At 57.0% G+C, this 26,387-nt stretch carries 12 protein-coding genes; 7 read left to right on the top strand and 5 right to left on the bottom strand.

Translation table 11 applies throughout. The features are described from left to right. Positions 1 to 13 precede the first annotated feature (13 nt). From ACYZT2_RS04450 to ACYZT2_RS04425, 6 genes are all read left to right on the top strand, one after another. Positions 14 to 1,234, top strand: coding sequence for a DUF3426 domain-containing protein (locus ACYZT2_RS04450; protein WP_461970465.1), 1,221 nt, complete (start codon positions 14 to 16; stop codon positions 1,232 to 1,234). A gap of 184 nt (positions 1,235 to 1,418) precedes the next feature. Continuing rightward, positions 1,419 to 2,429, top strand: coding sequence for a tRNA dihydrouridine synthase DusB (gene dusB / locus ACYZT2_RS04445; protein ID WP_367374022.1), 1,011 nt, complete (start codon positions 1,419 to 1,421; stop codon positions 2,427 to 2,429). Continuing rightward, complete coding sequence (gene fis, locus ACYZT2_RS04440; RefSeq protein WP_007907419.1) at positions 2,426 to 2,746, top strand: DNA-binding transcriptional regulator Fis; 321 nt, start codon at positions 2,426 to 2,428, stop codon at positions 2,744 to 2,746. Before dusB ends, fis begins: the two co-directional genes overlap by 4 nt. 81 nt (positions 2,747 to 2,827) lie before the next feature. After that, positions 2,828 to 4,435 (top strand): bifunctional phosphoribosylaminoimidazolecarboxamide formyltransferase/IMP cyclohydrolase, encoded by a 1,608-nt coding sequence (gene purH / locus ACYZT2_RS04435; protein ID WP_461970462.1) that lies wholly within the window; start codon positions 2,828 to 2,830, stop codon positions 4,433 to 4,435. Positions 4,436 to 4,620: 185 nt separating this feature from the next. Beyond that, the gene (gene purD, locus ACYZT2_RS04430) at positions 4,621 to 5,916 is read left to right on the top strand and encodes a phosphoribosylamine--glycine ligase (protein WP_461970460.1); all 1,296 of its coding nucleotides are present in this window, start codon (positions 4,621 to 4,623) and stop codon (positions 5,914 to 5,916) included. 99 nt (positions 5,917 to 6,015) lie between these two features. Next, positions 6,016 to 8,790: a hybrid sensor histidine kinase/response regulator gene (locus tag ACYZT2_RS04425; protein WP_461970458.1), complete on the top strand. Its 2,775-nt coding sequence runs from the start codon at positions 6,016 to 6,018 to the stop codon at positions 8,788 to 8,790. Positions 8,791 to 8,818: 28 nt separating this feature from the next. Here ACYZT2_RS04425 and ACYZT2_RS04420 read toward each other — a convergent pair whose 3' ends face one another. From ACYZT2_RS04420 to ACYZT2_RS04410, 3 genes are all read right to left on the bottom strand, one after another. After that, positions 8,819 to 9,457 (bottom strand): hypothetical protein, encoded by a 639-nt coding sequence (locus tag ACYZT2_RS04420; protein WP_461970456.1) that lies wholly within the window; start codon positions 9,455 to 9,457, stop codon positions 8,819 to 8,821. Beyond that, on the bottom strand, positions 9,454 to 10,182 hold the full coding sequence (locus ACYZT2_RS04415; RefSeq protein ID WP_461970454.1) for a hypothetical protein: 729 nt from the start codon (positions 10,180 to 10,182) through the stop codon (positions 9,454 to 9,456). Before ACYZT2_RS04415 ends, ACYZT2_RS04420 begins: the two co-directional genes overlap by 4 nt. 66 nt (positions 10,183 to 10,248) lie before the next feature. Further along, complete coding sequence (locus tag ACYZT2_RS04410; RefSeq protein WP_461970452.1) at positions 10,249 to 11,040, bottom strand: hypothetical protein; 792 nt, start codon at positions 11,038 to 11,040, stop codon at positions 10,249 to 10,251. Positions 11,041 to 11,308: 268 nt separating this feature from the next. Here ACYZT2_RS04410 and ACYZT2_RS04405 point away from each other — a divergent pair, with 268 nt between their 5' ends. Beyond that, a complete protein-coding gene (locus ACYZT2_RS04405; protein WP_253552080.1) occupies positions 11,309 to 11,905 on the top strand; it encodes a MarC family protein in 597 nt (198 codons plus the stop codon). 70 nt (positions 11,906 to 11,975) lie between these two features. On the opposite strand, the gene ACYZT2_RS04400 is transcribed toward ACYZT2_RS04405, so the two are convergent. Then, on the bottom strand, positions 11,976 to 19,055 hold the full coding sequence (locus tag ACYZT2_RS04400; protein WP_461970450.1) for a TcdA/TcdB pore-forming domain-containing protein: 7,080 nt from the start codon (positions 19,053 to 19,055) through the stop codon (positions 11,976 to 11,978). Between the two features lie 76 nt (positions 19,056 to 19,131). Next, a complete protein-coding gene (locus ACYZT2_RS04395) occupies positions 19,132 to 26,217 on the bottom strand; it encodes a TcdA/TcdB pore-forming domain-containing protein (RefSeq protein ID WP_461970448.1) in 7,086 nt (2,361 codons plus the stop codon). Positions 26,218 to 26,387: the final 170 nt, after the last annotated feature.

The raw sequence follows: 26,387 nt of genomic DNA, 5'->3' as shown, positions 1-26,387 counted from the left end.
ACCGGATTGCCGCATGACCGACAGCTTCGTCACCCAGTGCCCGCATTGCCAAACCAGCTTCCGCGTCAGCCATGCTCAGTTGAGCGTGGCCCGTGGAGTGGTTCGTTGCGGCTCGTGCTTGCAGGTGTTCAACGCCGCCAAGCAGTTACTCGAGCAGCGGGCCGGCAAGGAAACGGTCAAACCGGTTGCACCGGCGCCCGTCGAACCGCCCGTGCAGCGAGCCATCAGCCAAAAGCAATGGACCGCTGCCGAAATGGACCTGGACAGCCTGGACCTGGACGAAGAGCTCGCCCGGCTCGAACAGCGGGAAATCCAGCCAACAACGGAATTCACCCGGCCCCGCGAAGACAGCCTCAGCGCTCGCCGCGATACCACCGAGCCCGATCAGGATCCCTGGTCCGACAGCCTCTTCAGTGAATCGGCCGCCGATCGTGCAAAAACCGCCGAGGCACCCACGCCAGAACCGACGATCGAGCCGAACAAACACTCGCGCACCGAGCCTTCGCTGTCGCTGGAGCCCGCCGAACTGGACGACGAACCCGAGATCCAACAGCTGCGCCTGCACGACCCGCTCGACGCCCCGATCCCCTTTGGCAACCTGTCGGCGACTCCCGATGAAGTCGACAACGACCTGCCCTCGGTCGAGCCTCTGCGCAAGCGGCGCGAACGCAGCGAACCAGCCCTGCGGGCGGAAGCATTCGAGGATCTGACTGACGACCCGTTGCAACTGGATTGGCAAAAACGTCGCTCCCCCTGGGGCCGGCGCTTTTTCTGGCTGTTGCTGATCCTGCTCGGCGCCGCCGGCCTCGCCGGTCAATATGTCGCTTACCACTTCGACGAACTGGCACGTCAGGACCAGTACCGTCCATGGTTCCAGCAACTGTGCCCGCACATCGGCTGCACCGTGCCATCCAAGGTCGACATCGCGAAAGTCAAAAGCAGTAACCTGGTGGTCCGCAGCCACCCGGACTTCAACGGCGCCCTAGTGGTCGATGCCATCATCTACAACCGTGCGCCCTTCTCCCAGCCCTTCCCGCTACTGGAACTGCGCTTTGCCGACCTCAACGGCCACCTGATCGCCAGTCGTCGCTTCAAGCCCGGCGAGTACCTCAACGGCGACCTCGAAGGCCTGGCGGAAATGCCGCCGCAAACGCCGATCCACATCGCGCTGGACATTCTCGATCCCGGCCCCAAAGCGGTGAACTACAGCCTGAGCTTCCATTCCCCCGAGTGAAACGTTCAAGCGTTACAGGCTTGACGGCAGTTTTCTGACTTTGACGGCTCAACCAAACCGCTGGCGATAACGGAATAACTGTTCAGATTTTGTTCAATTCAGCCTTTATCCAGTCATCGAGAGCGGGTATCATGCCAACCCTTTTTCGAACTCTCATGATCCGGCCCCACTACAGGGAAGTCCTATGTCGGCGGTACGCATCGGTCCATATACATTGCACAACGGCTTGATTCTCGCCCCCATGGCGGGCGTCACCGATCAGCCCTTTCGTCAGCTGTGCAAACGACTGGGCGCGGGCCTTGTAGTCTCGGAAATGGTCACCAGCGACATGAGCTTGTGGAACACCCGCAAATCGCGGATGCGCATGATCCACGAAGGCGATCCCGAGCCCCGCTCGGTACAGATCGCCGGTGGTGATGCGCAGATGCTGGCGGATGCAGCCCGGGCCAACGTCGAACTGGGCGCACAGATTATTGATATCAACATGGGCTGTCCGGCGAAGAAGGTCTGCAACAAGGCCGCCGGCTCCGCCCTGTTGAAAGATGAAGCATTGGTGACCGAGATCCTGCAGGCCGTGGTGGCCGCGGTCGATGTGCCGGTCACCCTGAAGATCCGCACCGGCTGGGACCGGGCGAACAAAAACGGCCTGACCGTGGCGAAGATCGCCGAACAGGCAGGCATTACGGCGCTGGCGGTGCATGGCCGCACCCGTGCCGATCTGTATACCGGGGAAGCCGAGTACGACACCATTGCCGCGATCAAGCAGGCAGTGTCGATTCCGGTCTTCGCCAATGGCGATATCGATTCGCCCGAGAAGGCCCGGTACGTGCTGGACGCGACCGGTGCCGATGGCCTGTTGGTGGGTCGGGCTGCCCAGGGGCAGCCATGGATTTTTCGTGAAATCGACCATTACCTGCGTACCGGCGAAAAACTCCCGGCACCGGAACTGATCGAGGTGGAACGTATTCTGCTTGAGCATCTGGCTGCGCTGCATGCCTTCTATGGCGACGTCATGGGCGTGCGCATAGCTCGCAAGCATGTGGGCTGGTATCTCGCAACCTTGCCGGGCGCCAGGGAGTTCCGCGCCCACTTCAATCGTTTGCAAGAGACGGAAGCACAATGCGCCTACGTTCGGGCCTTCTTCGCCGAACGCTACAAGAGCCTGACAGGGGACGGAGAAGGGGTGGCTGCATGACGATGATGACCGAGACTTTAGTGAGTGGAACAACACCCGTGAGCGACAACGTGAATTTGAAACAGCACCTCAATACGCCGAGCGAAGAAGGTCAGACCCTTCGCGGGAGTGTCGAGAAGGCGCTGCACAATTATTTCGCCCACCTTGAGGGCGCTGCCGTCACGGATGTGTACAACCTGGTGCTTTCCGAAGTCGAGGCTCCCCTGCTCGAATGCGTAATGAACTACGTCAAGGGCAACCAGACCAAGGCCAGCGAGCTGCTCGGGCTGAACCGGGGCACCCTGCGCAAGAAACTCAAGCAGTACGATTTGCTGTAAGCATTCAATCAAACCAGAAAGGCGCCCGCGTAAAACCGGTCGCCTTTTTTGCTGACTCCTTTGCTTTTGATGGAAATTGAAATGACCGACCAGACTACCCGCCTGCCGATCCGCCGCGCCTTGATCAGCGTTTCCGACAAGACCGGGATCCTCGAATTCGCCAAAGAGCTTGAAGCCCTGGGCGTCGAGATCCTCTCCACCGGCGGAACGTTCAAGCTGCTGCGCGACAACGGTGTTGGCGCAGTGGAAGTCGCGGATTACACCGGTTTCGCAGAAATGATGGACGGTCGGGTGAAAACCCTGCACCCGAAAATCCACGGCGGGATCCTCGGTCGTCGCGGTATCGACGACGCCATCATGAACGAGCACGGCATCAAGCCGATCGATCTGGTCGCGGTCAACCTGTACCCGTTCGAAGCCACCATCAACAAGCCAGGCTGCGACCTGCCGACCGCCATCGAAAACATCGACATCGGCGGCCCGACCATGGTCCGTTCGGCAGCCAAGAACCACAAAGACGTGGCCATCGTGGTGAATGCCAGCGATTACGCCAACGTCCTGGAAAGCCTCAAGGCCGGCGGCCTGACCTACGCTCAGCGTTTCGACCTGATGCTCAAGGCCTTCGAACACACCGCCGCCTACGACGGCATGATCGCCAACTACATGGGCACCGTGAACCAGGCGGCTGACACCCTCAGCACCGAAGGTCGCAGCAAATTCCCGCGCACCTTCAACAGCCAGTTCATCAAGGCCCAGGAAATGCGCTACGGCGAGAACCCGCACCAGAGCGCGGCGTTCTACGTGGAAGCCAAGCCCGCCGAAGTTGGCATCGCCACCGCGACCCAACTGCAAGGCAAAGAGCTGTCGTACAACAACGTGGCCGACACCGACGCCGCGCTGGAATGCGTGAAGAGTTTCGTCAAACCAGCCTGCGTGATCGTCAAGCACGCCAACCCGTGCGGCGTGGCGGTTAGCCCGGACGCCGAAGGCGGTATCCGTCAGGCTTACGAACTGGCCTACGCCACCGACACCGAGTCGGCGTTCGGCGGCATCATCGCCTTCAACCGCGAGCTGGATGCTGAAACCGCCAAGGCCATCGTCGAGCGTCAGTTCGTCGAAGTGATCATCGCCCCGTCCGTCAGCGAAGAAGCTCGTGCCATCGTGGCTGCCAAAGCCAACGTGCGCCTGCTGGCTTGCGGCGAGTGGTCGGCTGATCGCGCCGCTGCGTGGGACTACAAACGCGTCAACGGTGGCCTGCTGGTACAGAGCCGCGACATCGGCATGATCGGTGCCGACGACTTGAAAGTCGTGACCAAACGCGCCCCGACCGAGCAAGAGATCCACGACCTGATCTTTGCCTGGAAAGTCGCCAAATACGTTAAGTCCAACGCCATTGTCTACGCCAAGAACCGTCAGACCATCGGTGTCGGCGCTGGCCAGATGAGCCGCGTGAACTCCGCGCGTATTGCCGCGATCAAGGCTGAACACGCAGGCTTGCAGGTGCAGGGCGCGGTCATGGCGTCGGATGCATTCTTCCCGTTCCGTGACGGTATCGACAACGCGGCCAAGGTCGGCATCACTGCGGTGATCCAGCCGGGCGGCTCGATGCGTGACAACGAAGTGATTGCGGCCGCTGATGAAGCCGGCATCGCCATGGTGTTCACCGGCATGCGCCACTTCCGTCACTGATTTTGCTCTTGTAGGAGCGAGGCTCGCCCGCGAAGGCCTCACCTCGGTCTGGCTGACGCACCGAGGCGTTCCCTTCGCGGGCAAGCCTCGCTCCTACAGGTTTGGTGCAGTGGCGGATGCCGCGTACCGTTAGCCAGGCAGCTCAGGCTGCCTCCACAGAATTAGCGTCATCCGAGGTTTTTGAAATGAATGTTTTGATCATTGGCAGCGGTGGCCGTGAACACGCCCTGGCCTGGAAAGTGGCTCAGGATCCGCGCGTGCAGAAAGTTTTCGTTGCCCCGGGCAACGCCGGCACCGCCATTGAAGCCAAGTGCGAGAACGTCGCCATCGACGTGCTCGCCCTCGAGCAGCTTGCAGATTTCGCGCAGAAGAACGCTTCCCTGACCATCGTCGGCCCGGAAGTGCCGCTGGTCGCCGGTGTCGTCGATCTGTTCCGCTCCCGTGGCCTGGATTGCTTCGGCCCGACCGCTGGCGCTGCTCAGCTGGAAGGTTCGAAAGCCTTCACCAAGGACTTCCTGGCTCGTCACAAGATCCCGACTGCCGACTACCAGAACTTCACCGAGATCGAGCCGGCCCTGGCTTACGTGCGTGAAAAAGGCGCACCGATCGTGATCAAGGCCGATGGCCTGGCCGCCGGTAAAGGCGTGATCGTCGCCATGACCCTGGGCGAAGCCGAAGACGCGGTGCGCGACATGCTCGCAGGCAACGCGTTTGGCGACGCCGGTTCTCGCGTGGTGATCGAAGAGTTCCTGGACGGCGAAGAAGCCAGCTTCATCGTTATGGTCGACGGCAAGAACGTATTGCCGATGGCCACCAGCCAGGACCACAAACGCGTCGGCGACGGCGATACCGGCCCGAACACCGGCGGCATGGGCGCTTACTCCCCGGCCCCGGTCGTCACGGCCGAAGTCCATCAGCGGGTCATGGACCTGGTGATCTGGCCGACCGTGCGTGGCATGGCCGATGAAGGTAACGTCTACACCGGCTTTCTCTATGCCGGCCTGATGATCGACAAAGCTGGTAACCCAAAAGTCATCGAATTCAACTGCCGTTTCGGCGACCCTGAGACCCAACCGGTGATGCTGCGTTTGCAGTCGAGCCTGGTGTTGCTGGTCGAAGCGGCGCTGGCACAAGCCCTGGACAAGGTCGAAGCACAATGGGATCCGCGTCCGAGCGTCGGCATCGTGCTGGCGGCGGGCGACTATCCTGGTGACTACGCTAAAGGCGTTGCCATCAACGGCCTCGATGCAGCTGCAGCACTGGAAGGCAAAGTCTTCCATGCCGGTACTGCGCTCAAGGACGGTCAAGTGGTGACCGCCGGTGGTCGAGTGCTGTGCGCTACCGCCATGGGCACCAGCGTCGATGCAGCCCAGCAGCAGGCTTACAAACTGGCGGCTAAAATCGACTGGGAAGGCTGCTTCTATCGCAAGGACATTGGCTACCGCGCCATTGCCCGCGAGCGTGGCGAAAATCAGGAATAAGCCATCCATCCGGCCAGGCAAGGGCTTACGGCCCTTGCCTGACTATTCCGGCGCCGCGCATAGTTATACTCTGGCATCAACCTACGAAGGGATTTCGCCGTGCGCTGGCTCAGGATTGCCATAGGCTTCACCGTCACTCTGCTGACCTTGCTCTGCATGCTTCCGGCCCAGGCCGCGCAAGGCAGTGGCTGGGCGGTATTGCTCGACGAACAGGGCGACCTGCAGCTGAGCGACATCCGCTCCAGCCGCTACACCAATCAATTCAGCCCCATCGAACTCGACCGCCTCACCGCGGCCGCGCCCGAGGGTGCGCTATGGCTGCGTTTCAGACTCGCGCCCGGCAAGCATGAACAGTTGCTGCGAGTGTTCGCACCGGACCTGTCGCACCTCAATCTGTATGTGCTCGACGGCGACCAGTTGATCGATCAATTGAATACCGGTGGCGGGCAGCTCCAGGCTACGCGCCCCCTCCCCAGCAGCGACTTCATGTTGCCGCTGCCACAAAGCGACAAAACTCTCGACGTCTACCTGCGGCTGGTCTCCGAACACCAGTTGCGGCCTTACATCACCCTGCAATCGGCGGTCATGACCGCGGCCATTCAGTACCAGACGCTGATCTACGGCCTGCTCTTTGGCTGCCTCGGGATGCTGATCCTGCATAACCTGACCCGTTACATCTACACCCGCTCGCGCAGCAGCCTCTGGCTGGCAGCGTGCGAAGGGCTATTGATGCTCAGTCTGGTGTTGCTGCTGAACCTGGCCCGGCCATGGTTGCCGAACTGGTCTGCCGTGCAAACACCCGGTGCCTACCTCGCCTTACTGATGACCGCGCCTTGCGGTCTGATGTTCGCCTACCGTTTCTTCGCCCCGCTCGGCCCACACCCGCTGAACAAGCTGCTGCTGGGGGACATCCTGGTCATCGTGGCTTGCGGCCTGCTGTTGCTGTTCGTCAATACACTGCCGCTGAACCTGATCACCTATGGGCTGGTTGCCCTGGCAGGTCTGAGCATGTTGTTCGTCAGTGCCCATCACTGGCAAAAAGGTTATCGCCCGGCGCGCCTGTTCGTGGCGGCCATGGTGATATTCAACCTCGGCACATTGATTATCCTGCCGGCGCTGCAGGGGCTGACCCTTGTCGCTCCGCAAGGCCTGATCATTATTCTGCTGGTGTTTATCTGTATCAGTGGCCTGTTGATGAGTATTGCCCTGGGCGAGCGACAGCGCAGCATCACCGAAGACCGTTTCAGCGTCAGTCGCGACCTGGCCGCGAGCAACGCCGAGATCAACGCCAAAGCCGAATTCCTGGCGAAGATCAGCCATGAAATCCGCACCCCGATGAATGGCGTGCTGGGCATGACCGAACTGCTGCTGGGCACACCGCTGTCGGTCAAGCAACGTGACTATGTGCAGACCATCCATAGCGCCGGCAACGAGCTGCTGACACTGATCAACGAAATTCTCGACATCTCCAAACTCGAGTCCGGGCAGATCGAACTGGACGACGTGCAGTTCGACCTCAACGCCCTGATCGAAGATTGCCTGAGCATCTTCCGCGCCAAGGCCGAACAGCAGAACGTCGAGCTGATCAGCTTTATCCAGCCGCAGGTACCACGCGTCATCAGCGGAGACCCGACACGTCTGCGCCAGACCCTGCTGAGCCTGCTGGAAAACGCCCTGAAGAAAACCGACGAAGGCGAGATCCTGATCGTCGTCGCCCTGGATGAGCGCAGCGCCAAACCGCGGTTGCGCATCGCCGTGCAGGACAGCGGCCAGCCCATGGAGGCGCAAGAACGCGACGCGCTGATGCATGCCGAACTGCACAGCAAACACTTCCTCTCGGCCACCAGCCTGGGGGGCAATCTTGGGCTGGTCATCGCCCGTCAACTGATCCGTTTGATGCAAGGCGAGTTCGGCATCAAGAGCGGCGCCAACCAGGGCAGCACATTGTGGCTGACTCTGCCGCTGGACCCGGACCGTCTCGAACATCCGACCTCGGACCTGGACAGCCCATTGCAAGGCGCGCGCGTACTGGTCGTGGACGACAACGACACTTGTCGCAAGGTACTGGTGCAGCAATGCAGCGCCTGGGGCCTGAATGTCAGCGCCGTGCCATCCGGCAAGGAGGCCCTGGCGCTGCTGCGCACCAAGGCCCATCTGCGCGATTACTTCGACGTCGTCCTGCTGGACCAGAACATGCCCGGCATGACCGGCATGCAACTGGCCGCCAAGATCAAGGAAGACCCGAGCCTGAACCATGACATTCTGCTGATCATGCTCACCGGCATCAGCAACGCCCCGAGCAAGATCATCGCGCGCAACTCCGGGATCAAGCGCATTCTCGCCAAACCGGTAGCCGGCTATACACTCAAGACCACACTGGCGGACGAGCTGAACCAGCGCAACAAAGGCCTGCCCGTCTCGCAGCACCTGCCCACCGGCCCTACCCTTCCGGTCAAGGTGCCCAGCGATTTCCGCATTCTGGTGGCCGAAGACAACAGCATCTCGACCAAGGTGATACGCGGCATGCTGGGCAAGCTCAACCTGCAACCGGACACCGCCAGCAATGGCGAAGAAGCCCTGGTGGCGATGAAAGCGCAGCGCTACGACCTGGTGCTGATGGACTGTGAAATGCCGATCCTCGACGGTTTCTCCGCCACCCAGCAACTGCGTGCCTGGGAAGTCGGCAATCAGCGGATTCGCACCCCCGTGGTGGCGTTGACCGCACACATCCTCGCCGAACACAAAGAGCGCGCGCGCCAGGCGGGCATGGACGGGCACATGGCCAAACCGGTCGAGCTGTCGCAACTGCGCGACCTGATCGAGCATTGGGTTGCCCAGCGTGATCATCAGAATCACACCGCGTCGACATTCTGAGTAGTGCTTTCTGAAGGACAGACGGCGTTCAGATTTCCAGAGCGCTCAGTTCCTTGAATGTCTGAGACAACACCGATTGTTTCACCTTGTCCCGGAACTGCGCGTAATAGAGCGTATTGAATGTAATGACAGACATTTGCTCTGTACTGCTGTGCATCAGGTCATCTTGACTGATGAACAGAAATCGCGACGTCTTTCGCCGAAGCTGGAATTGACGGTGATAAATCCCCATTTCGACCCGGTGAGCGTCTTTCTGTACGCAAGGAATCATCTGAAAGAAACCTGCATCCTGCGAAAGGCTCGTCGACTCAAATAGCTCAAGTGCCTGTGTATTCCTCTCCAGCGCTGCCAGAGCACGATTGGCCGGATCGGAAAAGGCCTCACCAAGACGAGTCGCAATATGTCGAGACGCAGCCTTCCCCATCGACCCGCCTTGAACGGGCGCTAGCCCTTCCGGACGCGGCACGTCCCAGCCGATGAATTTGAGCGTCTTGCAATAGTAGTCAAACCAATCGCCCGACAAACCGTCGTTGTAGGCAGCCCGGGTGGCCCTTTGCGCGTATATCGTACTCAAGTAAACATCTTCCCTGTGTGACTCGGGCAGACCGGCAGCAAACGCAACGACACCGCCGCCTACCACCGCTGCCTGTGGAACAGCACTCATCATGAGCCAGCCTCCTCGGTGGGCAGAAAGGCCAAAGCATTGATGGCCTCCGTGATATCCACGATGTTGTCGCTCAAAACGCCCTCAACCTTGCGGGCGATCACTTCACGGACGGGGGCGTACAATGTCTCGGACAGGTGCGCATGGAAAAAATGGGTTGAAACGCAGCCCTCCATATCCTCGAAATGGAATCGCTGCCCCCAGGGATTGGGGTCAAGCATTTGCCGTGTTTTGAATTGGAGGCAGACGCTGGTCATCGAAGCGTTGTCTTGCGCCACGATCACGAGCAAGCGAACAGGCTTCGACTGCAAAGGGATTTCTGCCGGTTCATCATCGGATTCTTTTTGCACATGCTTGCGCAGCAAGCTCACCGCGGGCAAAGAATCGGATAGCCGTGCGATACCCTTCAACAACGCCATCACCAGCCGCGCCTCATCCTCAGCGCTACTTTCCAGTACCGCAGCGATCCATTCAAACGGTGAAGCGGTATCGTCTTTTCCCAGCTGGATATCTTGCCTGCTTCTGGCGCTCGTTAACCAGAAATCACCCAGCACCCCCACATAAGTGTCATACCAATCGACCGCGCTCGTGGTTTCGGTACGTTTATTGGCGACCAGTTGCGCAAGCAGGACTGAATTCATCAGGTCGTTAGTTGCTGGCTCCACTGAGTTGCACGGTAATAAAACGATAGCAGCGGCATTAACAAATACCGAATATTCCCTTGCCATGTAGAATTCCTTCAATAATAGAAAGAAGGGTAGCCGACACACAGCTACCCCATCGAACGCGCGAGATCAGATCTCGTAGTCTTCGATTTTACTGACCGCATTCATCCCAAGTTTTGTCCGAATCAGGTTTCGGGTTTGATCCGCTATATAGGGAACCTTCCGGAAAACAGATTCACCTTTATACAACTTCACCTCACGACTATCCCAATCCATGAACAGGACTTGGGTCGCTGTGTTTTTTCGAATAAAACGTACAGTCCCTAGTGCCAGGGTTACCTCACCATTGACTTCGGTGCAGGTGCCAGCAGCCATACCGCCTACGCCATGTTCCAACATATTCTTTTCATACAGCGTTAAAGCCGTTTCTTTCTTTTTCAAGGCGGTAATGGCATCACCGGCAACCTTCAGCATCAGTGCAGAAGCAGTGCCCGGTATAGCGAGGCCGGCGACCACCGAGCCAAGGATTTCCAGTACCAATTGATCCATCCGAACGGTATTTCCGCTAATATTCATGTCGTTGTAATACTTTTGGCTCGTCAGCCAACCCGCAGAGGTCATCACTTCGACAAATTTGTAGTACCACTCTTTGCCCTGATATTCGTGAGGAAATTGCTTATTCGCGACAAGGCTGGCAAAAAGAAAGGCGTGCATCGCATCTTCCTGATTTTGCGCGGACAGGTTGCCTGTAAAGGACAAAATGCCTTCGCCAACGACAGCCCCCTTCGAAGGCTCTTCAACAACAATCTCACTGGCAGCAAATGCACGAGAACGTACAACAGGCATTTCATCAATCTCGTAACTTTCCAGACGTCTTACACAGGCAGCGACAGTAACGCTATCGATCATATTTACACTCATGAATTTCTCCTTTATTAAATTGAGCAAGTCATTCCATAACTTGCCAAACAACATTATCCAAACACACAAAACACCACAACTCCAGACTTGTAACGCCACATAAGCAAAGCCACAACACCTATAAATATTCAAACAAAAACAACTAATATAAAAAACGAAACTTCAGATTGAATAAAACAAAAAATCAGCTGTTTTCAATCAAATGCCGACAGGTAATTGGCCGACTGATAGACTCCGGTTCGACCCTCTCCTGCCGCGAGCCGAAATCATGCTCCACGTGTTGTTCAGCGTTTACCTGAAGATGCTGGTGCTCTATAGCCCGTTCTTCGTGTTGTCCTGTTTCATCAGCCTGACCCGCGGCTATTCGCGCAAGGAGCAACGACGCCTGGCCTGGAAAGTGGCAACCGCCACCCTGGTTTCGAGCGTCTTGCTGTATCTCTTCGGGCGGGTGATTTTCAATGTCTTTGGCATTACCGTGGACGCCTTTCGCATTGGCGCCGGCAGCGTGTTGTTCATCTCGGCACTGGGCATGGCTCAAGGCAAATCGGCGGTGCAGACCGACAACGTGCAACAGGACGTGACTATCGTCCCGCTGACCATTCCGCTGACCGTCGGCCCCGGAACCATCGGTGCGCTGTTGGTGATGGGCGTCAGCCAGCCACACTGGGACGACAAACTCACCGCGATCATCAGTATCGCGCTGGCCAGTTTTACCGTTGGCGTGGTGCTTTATCTGTCCAGCCGCATCGAGCGCATTCTCGGCGATCAGGGATTGCAGATCGTCAGTCGGTTGATGGGGTTGTTTGTTTGCGCGCTGGCGGCGCAGATTATTTTTACCGGGGTTAAAGGGTATCTGGTTCCCTGATACCGGAATGCACGGGGCCGCGAATTCGAAAACCCGCGGCCCCGTGCAGTCCGGTCGATTCCTGCGCGTCTTACACCTCGTTCAACTTGCCAACGAGGATTCGGAGCTCAACTCCACTTTCACTACCGGCATCCATGGCTTGCATCAATTCATCGAGGGTGACTTCAACGGTACCGCCGAGGATCTGCAGGCGCAGAGTCAACGGATAGAACGACGCTGAATCCTCAGCACGCACATTACGAATAACCAGACTGTGGCCAGTGTCGGGATCAGTCAACAGCAACTGCCCTTCGACCAGCCGGGCCCGCCAGGTATCCTGGATTCCGGTCTCCAGCGTCAATCTGCCAGGCATCAATGACTCAGCGCTCAATGAACGACGACGACAATCAAGCACAATGCACTCAAGCCGCTGCCAGACAGCACTCGACACGTTGCAACTGATCGTCTCCGGCCCATAACTCAAAATCAACTGAGTGACGTTGTCAGGTATCAACGGCATCAGGTCATTGAGTTCACCCTGAAACGCCAGCATCAACACCTCGGCCTCCCGATGGGCAACGCTGTGTTCCAGCCACACGTCCCTCGACGCGCTGTAAGTCATTTGGCTGGGCACTTCATGGAGCAAGGCGATCTTTTTCTGTCGAACGCCCAGCAGTCGGGTTTCCAGACTTGTATTGACCTCGCCCACCACACGATCAATGTCCGCGACGTACCATTGATACCCCCAATTTCCGCCAACCGATCCAACCGAAACAAATGCTTCGTGGGGATGCTCGCTCACCAGCGCTTTCAAGGCCTGCTTCACACCCGCATCATGAGGGTAATTCGTTCCCTGCTTCGCCCGAACCCAGTCCTCCGTAACCCCGGCAATACGGGCCGGCTCGTTGAAGACCATATTGATCTCCACCCCATCATGCGTCCGCCCCCGCAGACCGCCCTCATATGCCCATATCTGTGCAAAAGACCATTGCGACCATTCCTTCTGTGGCGCTGGGAGCAGATCCGGCCGCAGAAGTTGCAGGCCATTTTCAAAGAGTGTCGGTAGTTTTTCAGGTTCAAGAAACGCTTGACGATAGAGCTGGCCAGCGGTCACATCCAGCACCCAGCCCGCCTGATTATCTGGCGTCATTGCCACTAACCGCATCAATTTTTCCGCTCCCCAGTCGGCAATCAACCACCGATGGTCTGTGTACCAGGCGCACAGCTTTGCCGCACCCTTGCCGTTACCCAGACCAAGAATCGCAAAGCTCGACGCTTGGTAGTCCTTGGCAACAGCCTCAACCTCTGTCCACCATTCAAAACCAATGCCCAACGGCCCCCTGGCATCATCCAGCCAGTCTTCAGTTATCCCGGCCAGCTGCAATTGTCCTTGGTCATCGATATCGAAATACAGCCCCTGCCCGGTCAACACGACGTAGCGCCCGTTATTGGCAATGACCTCGATTACATTGTAGGGATCGACGCGCTTGGCCTGTGCATCCGCGCCAATGACCGTCGGCCCTATCTTCTGGCGGTAGAGGGTGCGATTGCGCTTGTCGAAGAAGAGGAAGATATCGCCCACACTCGCCGTCGGTGTCAGCAATAACGGGCTCACCGGTCCCCCTGGCCCTTCTGTCTGCGATATATCGGGACGGATCAGTAGCCCATCGGTACCACGAACCCAAGTGCTGACCGGATCCTTTTTACCCTCAGTCAGCGGTGTGATCGATGCAAACGCTGCCGGCTTATATTCCACGACCTTCACGTTGGTCAAAGGCCATAGTTTCGAATCCTTGACCAACAGTTCGTAATCCCACAAAAAGTCAGACCAGCCCTTCATCACATCCTTGAGCAGCAGACTGTGCTGACGTTCGGTCAGATGGCCTGCGATTGCCATCAGCGTTACTTCATCCTCGCCCAACAGGTAGATCACCTCGGCCTCACGTCCGGTGCGCTGGGTCACCTGCTGAACAATGCGGATGACTCCGTGTCCGAGGTCTTGAAACACCGAAATACTCGAACCGGGCACCGGATCCATCAGACGATAGAATCGATTGACCTGCCCAGTGACCACATCAGAGCGCCAGACGAGCGCTTCCCGGGAGCAATAAAAATACGCCTGCCCACCCATCACCGCGCCCAGTCTGGCTTGGTTTGCCAGCGCTGACGGTAAGTCACGAGCGTAGATAAAACGATCACGGGCCTGCTCATAAAAAGCCGTGGTGAATTGTGGGTCTTGTGGGTCTGCGAACGGAACCGGGAAGTTCTGCACCGCAGTGAACAGGCTGGACAAACGATTGGTGCGGGCCAGCTCCCTGACCCGGGTCTGGATAATTGCAGTGTCGACAGTCGGGTCAGCCTCCAGTTCTTCGAGCAGTACCTGCCGCTCTGTCCAGTCAACACGAAACGAGTTATGCGAGGTCTGGATAATCAATTCAGGCGTACCCATGACCTGGATATCGATAGCCCCCAGCTTCAGCTGCCCCTCGCCGACAACAATATCCATTTCGCTCAACCAAAGCGCATGCAGCGTCCAGGCCATCGGACGAGATTTCTGAGCCTGTGACAAACTGACTGATCGCACACCCGGGTTGAGTGTCAATGCGCAATGGCCACCCAATCCTTCAATGCTGTAGGACAGCTTGCCGTGCAATATTTTTGGCAGCTCGGGCACCAGCAACGAACGCGGTTCCTCATCCAGCAAGATGCTGATCGTTGTTTCGACTTCCACCGGATACAAATTATGCAGGATGTACTCGGAGGGAAACTTGTAAAAGGTAAACCAGAATTGGCGACTGCCTGCTGCGTCGTACTCCAGCTTCAGTGCGGTTTCGAAATGCTCGGAACGCGTGGTCGAAAACGGCAGCGCCGAATAATTGAACCCGAACCAGGTCTTGGCCACGCAAGGCAGCACGAGGGCCTGAAAGGTCGTCGGATCGGTAATCGTGGCATACTCCGACAACCCGAGGTGTTGTCGAATGTTGATGGCTTTTGAGCGATCGGGATTCTCTTCCGGCGGGTGCAGTGCGGAGGTATTGGCCGAGAGAATTTCCTGGCTGTCGAACGTCAATTGCTTGTTGCGCAAATCAATCTTGCGGATGGCCGCGTAAGGATTCGGATAAAACACGCCCACTCTGACCGAGTGACCGCCCGTGCGATATGCCTTAGCGACGTGGTTCAGGTATTTACCAATCCTGCGCCCTCGTTCCAGCGTGCCGTTGAACCCTTCGACCAATGCGCTCACGCCAATGGCCAATCCGCCGAGGATCACTCCGGCCCCGCCAAGGAACGTAGCGGCCGTACTGGCACCCGCCAGCCCGGCGCCCACGCCGGCTACCGACAGTGCCAGCCCCGCCGAATCGAACGCCAACTGCGTGCCGTATTGCGCCTGTTGCAAATCGTCCTTGGCATTGGCCAGCAGATAGATATCGAAACCCAGAGTGGCGAGTTGCAGCACTGTAGCCAGACCGTCCCTGGCAATATGTCCCAACGCGTTGACCACCACCGAGGAGGTGGTCCGGGCCACCAGCGGTGCGTCGCTCCACGCCACCCGGAACAACTTGACCAGCTCCACAACGTCGAGCAGATTGCCATGAGCCAGTTGCGCGTAACTGAGGTAGCCATGCATTTGCACGGCAGTCGTCAGGCTCCGGTTTTCATTGATGTCGCTGACTTGCTCATGGGACTTGAGCGCCATCAGCAACGCCTGAACCGTAAAAGCCGCATTCAAGGTATGCACGGCGCTGACGTCGGTCGGGTCAACCTTACCCGGTACTGACGGCTTGACCGACAGCGTCTGAAAAGTCTCCGTCAGGTAAGAGCGGATTCGCGACAGAACACTGTCAGTGCTCGACACCCTGACGGTGCGCTCGGGATCCTTGAGATTGACCAGGCTGATTTCATAGTGCCCCCCAGGCATTTCTCGGACACTGTCGAACACCGGAGCAAAGTCTCGTCCAAGGTTGTTTTCCGTGTGTAGACGAGCAGCGCTGTGCTGAATCTGTCGTGCCCAGTAGCGAGCATCCAGTTCGCTCAGTCCACGCCCCAGTCGGGCATTTTCCGACAATGAACGGGCCCTCAAGGCGGCATGATGCTCCCACGGGGTCACCGTCACTCCGGCACTGATCGGATCATGACTCAGCAATCCCGACACAGTACTGTGCGATGGCAGAGGCTGATCGGCGATACGCGGGCCATTGAGGTCGATGACGTTGAAAGTCGCTTCCATCAAGTGACTGATGTCATACAGTTTAGCCAGCTCAGGGCTGCTCAGAAATTGCTCAAGTCCACGATGCAGGTCCTGCGCCTGTTCAAACCCGAAGACACCGAAATTTGGATCGTAGAAGCGGTAGGCACTCGACGCCCCATGGACGATTTTTGCGACCAGCAGGGAATGGCTTTCGGTATTGAGCATCAAGGTGCTGGTAGAGGTCCTGGCCTCCAGTGTCTGCATGACCCGATCCAGCCGGGATGCTCCTAATAAAGTGCCTGACCGTGCCATTGGCACCGTGCGCAGCTCATCAAGGGTCGTAAGAAACGCATGGGTTTCATTGGCGTCAGGCGAGAGGTTGGCATTGGCCAGCCTGCCGCTCAAAGCATCCACGGCCGAGGAGCCCTTTTCAAGGGCCGCTGCCATGGCCAACACCAGTGGGTAACAGCGTCTTCCGGGGTCGCCTTCGCCCCGGATCAGCAACCCCTGAGGCATCAACCTCCCGCTGGAAGCGCCCTGCGCGATGAAGGTTTCCAGCACCGTAGCGCTACGCTCGAAGATAACATGACGTAACTCGTATTGGGCCTGGGACTTAATCCTGGCAACGTGTTCACCCCATTGGCGCAAGGTCAGCGGTTTCTCGAATGCAAGTACCTTAAGCACCTGAGCGCTGTGCTTCGATGGCTCAACGGTGACCCGGGCAGCTGCAAAACCGGCTTCGAATTCGCGATGCCTACGTGCGAGCAAGGCTTGCTCGATGGCCGTATAACGCTCGCAGAAACCGAGATCGACGGTGCTCTGCGCGAGAGTCAGGGTTTGCTGCCAGGCACTGTCGAAACCAGTGTTATCCAGCGTCTGCGCGCCGAACAGGCCACCGAGCAGCACTCGATGCACCGGGCTGAGCTGATCGAGCGGCAGAGAACCGTGACCAATGCGGACAACCATTTCGTTCAAGTTACCGATCGGCTCAAAGCCGTGAGCGGTCGGAAGCTCGACATTGCCTTGCGCCAGGATCCGCTGACGCTCATCGAAGCTCAGGGACCAAGGCGCATCGAAACTCAGGTCGCCGCTGAGTTTTTCATTCATGGCGCGGATGAAGGGAGTTCCCAGTTGATCCAGCAATTGCTGCAAGACCTCGGTCAGCAGCACCGGACGACCTTCAATCACCGGCCAACCTTTCTCGAAGGTCAAAAGCTGACCTTTTAGCAGTTCATTGACATCCCCTTTGTAAAACAACTTATAGCCGCCTCTGGCTGCCGTTTCTGTTTCAAGCCCGAACCAGGCTTCTTCAGTCTTCGCATTGTCTTTCCAGCTGTGATGGGTTTCTTCTTCAGTGGCGAGGTTGAAGCCGTCGAACAGGTCAACCTGATCGCTGATCGGTTGACGGCTTTCAAGCACCGCGTGGTCGTCGACGAAATCACTTAATCCGCTGGATACCGCCGTTGGCCCACTCATCACAATGGCCGATTGGGCGCCGAATTTGATGCCATCGGCATCATAATCATTGATCGCCTGTAAAAAGCTGTTGATGCTTTGCAAATTAGCGGTCCAGCCTGAAATCGGACCGTATTGCTTTTCCAGCTCACGGACAATCAGATCGGGAAATGCCTGGCGATCCTGAAGCGATACATTGCTGCTTAAAGCCTGCACAACTACCTGATCTCGAAACTGATAATTGCTCCGAATTTTTTCCATAATAGCCGCCAATTGCGCAGAGCCCGCATGACTACTCAACAGTGCATTGGACAAACCGTTAAATGGCGTTTTTATTTGATTCGTCATCAAATCGGGTGTGTTTTTGTTCCCGACGCGCACACCGTTCGCTGCAACCATGACGTCATTGAACGGCGCAAAAATATCACTGAGGGACGGCATGCCTTTGGCAAAGGCTATCAACGCCTCTCTATATTGTTCAGGCACCATGGGGCGAAAATCCGCATACACCGCGCCACGACTCGGAAGGATTTTCGGGTTGTGGTCGAGCAGTACCTGCATCACGCCTATACGCTCTTCGGCACTGAAGCCAGCGAGATCCACGCCACCGATTTTTTTATGCAGAGCCGGCAACAAATCCGTATCGAGGTAGGTTCCACTCTCGATATTCAAAGCCTGTAACCGCGTGATGTCGGATGCGGCCGCCAGGTTGGTGCGAAAAGAGATTTCACGCTCATAAATATCGAATAACGGTTGATCGAAAAGCTCAACGCGAATGTCCCGATGTGCTATTCCCACGTGCTCCAGAGATTGAAGATTGCGAGCCTTGAGTGCCTTGAGTCTGACTTCGTCCTGGCCATAGGCACTGACTAAAAGATCAATTCGCGCCTGGTCGGCGCTCCCACCCGCCTGGGTGACGGACTGGATATGATCGAACATCTGCTGTCGCAACACGCGAGTCCGTTCGATATAACGACGAGCCAGAGCAGAAGCCGTATCGACGGCCCCCGGTGGTGCAGAAATCATCCCATGTGCTTTGGCTGATTCGACGATAATGCGATTAGTCTCATGCGCCAGCAGCGCATCGCTGTCATACCACAGATTGAGGCTATAACCCTCTGGGGTCAGCAGTTGCCTCCAGACATTAATGTAATCTCCCTGAACAGCGCCAATGCCGCCACCCACCCAGACAAAGTGCAACTTTTTGGGTACAGGTTTGGCGGTGTTCAGCAGTTCGACGGTTGTATTTAAACGCCGAAGGTAGTCCGTCAACTTATCCTGAACTGTTTGCAGCGCGGCACTTGAACTCCTCGTACTTATTGACTCAAGTGTTTCCTTTAAAAGACTTACTGGGGTCAGCCGGGCTTGCGGACTCGATGCTTGGGCAGCACCGTTGTAGTAACGCAAGGCTGCATCATGCTCCGGCATGATTTTGAAGCCACTCAACGCCGACTCCAACTCGCCACGCTCAAACAATGTCGAAAGAGCGTTAGCTTGATTAAGCGTCACAGAGATTTTACTGTTCATTATCATTTCCTTATGAAAACAAACCGACAGCCATCCACACACTGAACAGGTCCAATGTGTGAGTGGCTTTCAGAATTCAGCTTCCTGCTGCTTCAACTTTTTCGCCCGACAAAAGCTTATTGAGCAATACGCTACTGAAGGTGTCCTTTCTGGCGAGCAGGGTGCTGACCAGTCTCGACACCGCAAAGGATTGATAGCGGCCCAATGCCACAAACACATCTCCGCGCAAGGCTGGGTCCACCGCAAATACCTGACGAAAGATCAAACTGTGTCCGCTGTCGGCATCAACAATCACCAAGTGCTCATCGACCCGGTTCACCCACAACCGATCCACAGCTACGCTATCCCAGATCAGTTTGCCTGGAACCGTAGGCGGGTGATCGAGTGAATAGCGGCAATCGATGATGACCGATTCAAGTTTCAACCACGCCGCCCTGGTAAGCCGGCTGGTTATCGAACCTTGACCCATTTTGAGAACCAGGATGCTGACATCATCGGCAATCAACGGGAGCAGGTCCTTGCCCATCTTCGGTCCTTCAACCGTTAGTACTTCGTCATTGCGCTGAATATAGACAAAGGGCCCGATCTTGTTTTCTTGCGGATAGGTGTGCACGAAACCATCCGCGTGTTCGTGCAGCATCACATTGGTTTGCTTCTGAGTGCCCACCAGCGCGTACTGCGCGTCGGTGGCGATTGTCGGAATCCGGATCAACCGTCCGGTCCGGACCACGTACCATTGCAAGTAGTCAGGGTCTTTGACGCAAAGAAAGTCAGCGCATCGATGTTCGTTCGCCAGCGCTGCCAATCCGTCACGTAATTCACCTTCCTGTGCAGCGACCCAACGGCTGTCAACGCCCGTAATCCGTGCCGGTTCGTTGTGCTGTAAATCCAGCTCCACGCCTTCACGAGTCGTTGCCCTCAGGCCAGCGCCTTCCACCGTCACGTCGACAAAGGTCCAGGACGCCCACTCCTGCATGGGGGCCGGCAATGCGTCAGCCTGTAACAGCTTCGTTCCCTGGGCAAATGCCGCGTGCAGGCGGTCCGGATCGATAAAACCCTGGCGGACAATCTTGCCGGTTGAAAGATCGAACAGCCAGACGGTCTGGTTGTCCGGAGTAATACTCAGCAACCGTACTTCTTTCCCCTGCCCCAGGTCCGCGAGCAGCAGTCGATCATCAAGGTACCAGGCACACAAACCGGCATCGCCCTGCAAGCCTGTCAAACCCAGGATGGCAAAGCTCGACACCGGGTACTGTGTCGCCACCGTGGCGAGTGCGGGCCACCATTGGGTTCGATCTTTGAGCCAGGACTCAGTCACCCCGCCCAATCGCAGATGCCCGTCCGGCGTCATATTAAAGAACAGGCCGGAGTCGGTCAGCGCAAGGTAGCCCTGCTCAACGGCGACAACATTTTTCACCTCCAGAGGGCCGAACCCGCTGGAGGTCCATTGCGCGCGACCCTCCACTATCGACCTTTGCTGTCGCACGAGACTTCGGTCAGTTTTGTCGAAGGTGACAAACACTTCACCCTCGACCCCATCGGGAGCGATGAGCAGAAGGTCGGCCAAAGCCTTGATCGAGTCGTTCCATCCCCGCGAATGGTGACGCCTGGCGGGTGCACGGATGATCAAGCCATCACTGTCCCGGACCCAGATCAGATCTCGACGCTTGTCATCCAGCTGCCAACAAACCGATACCAGTGCACCGGGGCGCCAGTTCACGGTATTCGATGATTCTCTCAGCAACACATAGTTGCCCAGCACCTGCTTCCAGTCAGTCAGCATGTCCGCATCCAGAGCTGGCTGGAGTGCGGGAACCAGGCCCAGAGTGATCGAACTTAGCCACACCGCACGGTCATGGATCAGGTAGGTCAGTTCCTCATGCTGACCATCATTTCGAAGGATCTGCTGCACGATCTGAACGGCACCATGGGCCGTCACCTCGCATCGGATGATGGTCGCTTTGCCCTGCGGTGTGAGTAGACGATAGCGCTGAACCAGCGTGCCAGTGGTCGCGTCGACCTGCCAGACATCAAAACTCTCGGGGTGATAGAAGTAGGCAAAGTCCTCCACCACTGCTCCCAATATGGACTCATCGGCCAATATCACTTCCGGATCGCGGATATACAGAAAGCGATCCCGAGCCGAGTCGTAATATGCGGCCACCGTCCTGGGCTCCTCCGGCTTTTCGAATGGAACGACAAATTCATGAACGGGGGTATATGGCATGGCCAGCCGATGTTCCCGGGCCAGTGACTTGAAATGATCCAGCAACGCTTGCTCCCCGAGCGCCGGATCTGCATCCTCTTCGACCACCTCCAACCGCAGGGCAACAAGATCAACGCGCATGATCTTGTTGCCAGCCAGCTTGAGCAATACATCGTGAGCGCCATTGCCACTGAATTTCACACCCAAGGTGTTTGAAACAAGTCGACCCGCGGCTTCTATCCGGATGTCTGCCTCAGCCAACCACGGAGCCAGCAGCACCCAGCGCATTGCAATGTGACCCGGTGCGTCGAGTTCGAGGCTCACACCCGGGTTGAGCAACACGGAACATTGAGCGCCTGCCCCTTCTATCCGGTAGGAAACCATGCCGTGCCACGCCTTCGGCAGCGCAGGCACCACCAGAGAGCGCTCGCTGTTGTCGAGACGAACGTTGAAAATCGTTGGCTTGTATACCGGGTACAACCGGTTGACCACGTACTCACCGGGAAACGAGTAGAACGAAAACAGAAACTGCCATTGCCCCTGTTCGTTCTTTTTCTCCAGCCGGCGTGCCGTGTCGAATCCACCGGCATGACGAAACGTGACAAACGGCAGCAACTTGTATTCGTAGCCGTACCACGTCCTGGGTGTGCAAGGCAGAACGATCGTTTGCTCCGCCTGTGGTGAGAAAGGTGCCGAACCGGGCAATTCAAGACCCTGGCGAATATCGGTGGCACGAGCGTAATCCACATCGAAATCCGGAACCCCAAAATGGTCCCGAAGCGGAAACAGTTTCGGGCTGTCGAAACGGACAGTGGATTGGTGCAAATCCAGATCGGCGAATACCAGCGATGGATGTGCAATCCAGGCATTCGACGCCTTGTCCAAGTGATAACCGCCTTGCAAATAAGCCTTTTCCAGCCCATCAAAAAACAGCGCGACCTCCTTGGCCTCCTCCGCAATGGTGGCAAAACCTTCGGCCAGTGCAGCAACACCCACCGCCAATCCGCCCAGAATCACCCCGCCGCCTCCCAATACCGCAGCAACCGTACCCGCACCTGCCAGTGCGGCGCCCAGGCCGGCAGCGGCCAATGCCACGCTGGCGGAGTCGAACGCCAACTGCGTCCCGAACTGCGCCTTTTCAATGTCATTGGTTGCGTGGCTCAATTGGTAAATATCAAAGCCGACATTCACCAGTCCCAACACCGTACCCACCCCCTCGTTGGCAATATGCCCCAAGGCTCGTTGCACGAGCGGCGCGCTGGTTCGGGCGATCAGTTTTTCATCGTCCAGTGCCTGGCGAACCAGTTTTACAATGCCAATGACATCCACGACATTGCCATGGGCAAGCTGGGCATAGTTCACATAAGCATGCAGGCGAATAGCGGTGGTCAGCGCATTGTCACCACCGCTTGCCGCGCCTTCATGATGTCGCAGCGTATTCATCAAAGCCTGTAGGGTGAAACCGGCATTGAGCGTATGGACACTGCCAGCGTCAGTCGGATCGAACTCGGAGACTGGCGACTGTTGTTTGCTGACCAACGTCTCGAAAAGCCCGGAGAGAAACTCCTTTATCCTGAGAATCCGGTGATCATCAGTCGTGACATGCGCCATGGTCTGCCCAGCCTTGGGATCGACCAGACTGATCTTGTATTCCCCGCCAGGCGTAACCTCCAGCGTCTCGAACAACGGGACGGCATCCGCCGATAATTGGTGTTGGGTCTGCAATTGCCTTGTCGCCTGGGCGATCTGCTCTCCCCACCAGTGCGCATCCAGTTCCCGCAAAGAGCTGCCCAGCGCTACATTGTTCACCAGCGATCGTCCCCGGGCACTGGCCACACGTTGTCGAACCCGTGACAGCGTTTGTTCAGGCAAAGCGCCTGGCGCGGACAAGCTTGAAACTTCGATACCGGATGCAAGCACCCTCTTGTTCAGGCTGACGGTGTCGAGTTCGATCAGATCAAAGGTCGGCCTCTGCTCATCGCCAAAAGCTGCGTAATGCCTGGCCCTCTGTTTGCCGATGAAAAAATGTGTCAATGCGTCATTGAACGCCAACGGTGTAACAAACTCGCAGATTCCGAAATTCGGATCGTAGAAAAGATAAATGCTGTGCTCGCCTTCGAAGACTTTCGCCACCAACATCGAGTGGTTGTCCGAGTTGAGCATCAGGCTAGTGGTGGCTGTTTTCTCTTCCAGCATCGCTACGATCCGAGTCAGATCAGAGCGCTCCAATGGTTCACCTATCTCATCGACAGGGACATCACGCAGCTCTTCAATCATGTTCACAAACACCCTTGAATCCCTGGCCTCGGGTTCTGTGACGGCCAGGTAAAAACGTTCCCGCAGAGTGTTTGCCGCACTATTGCCTTGATCAAGCGCAGCAGCCATGGCCAGCGCCAATGGGTAACAGCGCCCCGCGACCCGATCGCCCGCGCCTTCGAGCAACAAATCCTGTGGCACCATTTTGAAACTGCCATGATCGAAGCTCTCCAACACTTCGTCCATTTGCTCGCTGATCCAGTCGCGGTATTCGAGTTTCGCCACGTGCTGAATTTTGGCGACCCTACGCCCCCATTCAATCAGGCTCAGCGGCTGGTCGAGCGCCCGCCGCTTGAGGTCGACACTGGTTTCGGACAGGGTTGCGTGCGGGTTGGAAGTACCCGCCAGGCCTGCCAGGAACGCTGGATGGTTTTGCTTGAACAGCTCCTGCTCAATGGCTCCATAACGATGAGAAACGCCCAATTCGGACACCGTATTGGCCAGGTTCTCCAACCGCGCGCTGACCACATCAAAGCTGCGTTGATCCAGTGCCTTTGCCCCCACCAGCGCACCAATCAACAAGCGCTGCAGAGGGTTCAGTTGTTCGACCCGCAAGGATCCCTTGCCTATTTGGCGAAGCAATTCATCGATCGGCAAATCACGAGTCGCCGCCTCATTGGGAGACGCCGACGGCGGGAGTTCAATCTCTTGGGCGAGGATCGATTGACGCTCATCGAAACCCAGCTGCAGTTGCTGCGTGAACGTTACTTCACCATCGGCACGTTGGCTCATTGCCTGCAAAAATGGCTCGCCAAGACTATCCGCCAGGGACTGCAGCAGGTCCGTCGACAACACATGCCGACCTTCGATCACTGGCCAGCCATTGTCGAAAAGGATTGCCTGGTTATTGAGTAGCTGGTCCAGTTTGCCAACATAGCGCGCCTTGAACTGCCCCGACTCCCAACGCTGCTTTTCTTTACTCAACCATTGAGTAGTGTTGCTCTCATTCTCCTTCCAGGAGTGGTTCAACTCTTCCTCGGTCGCCCGGTTGACGGTTGCGAGGGGTGGAATAAAGACTTCAGCTCGCGAGGCTTCAGCGCCCCGGGGGGTGAAATGCATCTTTTCGTAGTCCGCCAGTCCATCGCGCATCGCAGCAGGCCCGGTCAGATAGATCGTCACCTCACTCTGCGGACGGATACCGTCGCTGTAGTACGTAGCGGCAGCCTCAACCAGGAAACTGATCGATATCTCCTCCTCCATCGACAGCTCATTCAAGGGACCGAACCTTTTCTCGACTACCTCTTTGGCCACACCACTGACTGCTTCAGCGTCGATAAGCGCAATCTTTCTTTCAATGGCCAACCGGGCGGTGGCATCGACCACCTCATAGTTGAACCTGAAGCGGTCAAGAACGGCCTTGAGCATCGCAGAGCCGGGATGAGCCATCATGAACGCATTGCTCAACGTGCTTTGCTCGGCGACTGCGCGCAGCCCATCCGGTCGCACCTGACGCTCCACCGGGCGCCGGAAAACATCGCTGATCTCAGGGCTGCTTTGGGCAAAACTCTCTAGCGCCTCACGGTGTTCCAAGGGAATTTGCTCGAAATAGCTGGTGTACTTGCTGCGTATAACCTGCCGACCCGGCATCCACTCAGGACTGTGGTCAAGTATCAACTGCAGAACGCCCGTGCGGGCATCCAGGCCAAACCGGCTGATATCCACCCCACCCAGGTTTTCCAACAGCGGTGGCAGGTTATCCACATCGGCATAGCTACCACCTTCGGCGAACAGCACCTCGGCGCGCACAACATCTGAGGCCGCCGCAAAATTTCCACGCAAACTGATTTCACGTTCGTAGATAGCTTGCAAGTACAGCGGTGTCGCCGCAGTGGCGAGATCGCGCAGAACAATACCGCCCTCACTTAATGCCAACAGACTGCGGCGGTTGTTTTCCCTCAGGGCTTTTAAACGGTCTTCGTTTTGGCCATAGCCTCGAACCAACAGTCCGATTCTGGCGTCGTCGGCGTTCTCGCCGCTTTCTACCGCTTTATTAATGTGCGTAAACATCTGTTGCTTGAGGGCGATGAACCGCTCTTCATACTTGTCGCCCAGTTCAATAGCATTGCTACTGGCCTGCCCACCACTAAGCATGGCATCAGCCTTTACCGCTTCGACAATAATCCGATTGGCTTCGTACGCCAGCAGCGCATCGCTGTCATACCAAAGGTTGAGGGTGTAACCCTCCCCGACCAGCGTCTGCTTCCAGATATTTATATAGTCGCACTGAACATCTCCAATACCGCCGCCGAGCCAGACGAAGTGCAAATTGTCAGGCACTGGGGTTGCCGGAGTTCGTAATTGCTGAACCCCGTTCGCAAGACGAGTCTCAAAACCGTCAAGGCGTTCGTAGATATCTGACAGGTTGGGGGCTGCGCTCTCGGGAAGTGATTTTGTGGTTCGCCGCTGTCGGCCGACAGGCCCGATGAAAGAAGCCAAAGCCTGCTTTAACAGGCCGAGCGGTTCCAGCAGCCTGGGGGAATCCAGCAAACCGATACAACCGAAGTAATACCTGAAGACGGCGTCGTATTCGGCCGTCCCTTTGTGCGAAATCAATGCGTGTTCAAGGTCAGCAACTTTAAACAGGTTAATGAACTTCACGTAGCCCGCCACGTGCGGGGTATAAAAATGATTATTAGGCAAAATGCTCTCCTGCTATCAATACATGCACATGAATTCTGAAAGCCAGACACACAAAACAGGCAACCGACCTCCAGTAATAAGGTTATTTCTGTCAGGCGCACAACTACCGCTCGACAATCACGCCAAACATCTCGCCTTCATTTCGAACAAAGCCAAACAAACAGGGCAAA

This window comes from Pseudomonas sp. MDT1-85 (assembly GCF_054898065.1).
Note: the sequence above shows the minus strand (reverse complement) of the source record. Positions and strands in the feature narration are given on the sequence as shown.

Excerpts from the sequence above, each read along its gene's own strand:
- ACYZT2_RS04450 (WP_461970465.1), top strand. The coding sequence starts at position 14 with ATGACCGACAGCTTCGTCACCCAGTGCCCGCATTGCCAAACCAGCTTC.
- dusB (WP_367374022.1), top strand. The coding sequence starts at position 1,419 with ATGTCGGCGGTACGCATCGGTCCATATACATTGCACAACGGCTTGATT.
- fis (WP_007907419.1), top strand. The coding sequence starts at position 2,426 with ATGACGATGATGACCGAGACTTTAGTGAGTGGAACAACACCCGTGAGC.
- purH (WP_461970462.1), top strand. The coding sequence starts at position 2,828 with ATGACCGACCAGACTACCCGCCTGCCGATCCGCCGCGCCTTGATCAGC.
- purD (WP_461970460.1), top strand. The coding sequence starts at position 4,621 with ATGAATGTTTTGATCATTGGCAGCGGTGGCCGTGAACACGCCCTGGCC.
- ACYZT2_RS04420 (WP_461970456.1), bottom strand. The coding sequence starts at position 9,457 with ATGATGAGTGCTGTTCCACAGGCAGCGGTGGTAGGCGGCGGTGTCGTT.
- ACYZT2_RS04415 (WP_461970454.1), bottom strand. The coding sequence starts at position 10,182 with ATGGCAAGGGAATATTCGGTATTTGTTAATGCCGCTGCTATCGTTTTA.
- ACYZT2_RS04410 (WP_461970452.1), bottom strand. The coding sequence starts at position 11,040 with ATGAGTGTAAATATGATCGATAGCGTTACTGTCGCTGCCTGTGTAAGA.
- ACYZT2_RS04405 (WP_253552080.1), top strand. The coding sequence starts at position 11,309 with ATGCTCCACGTGTTGTTCAGCGTTTACCTGAAGATGCTGGTGCTCTAT.
- ACYZT2_RS04400 (WP_461970450.1), bottom strand. The coding sequence starts at position 19,055 with ATGAACAGTAAAATCTCTGTGACGCTTAATCAAGCTAACGCTCTTTCG.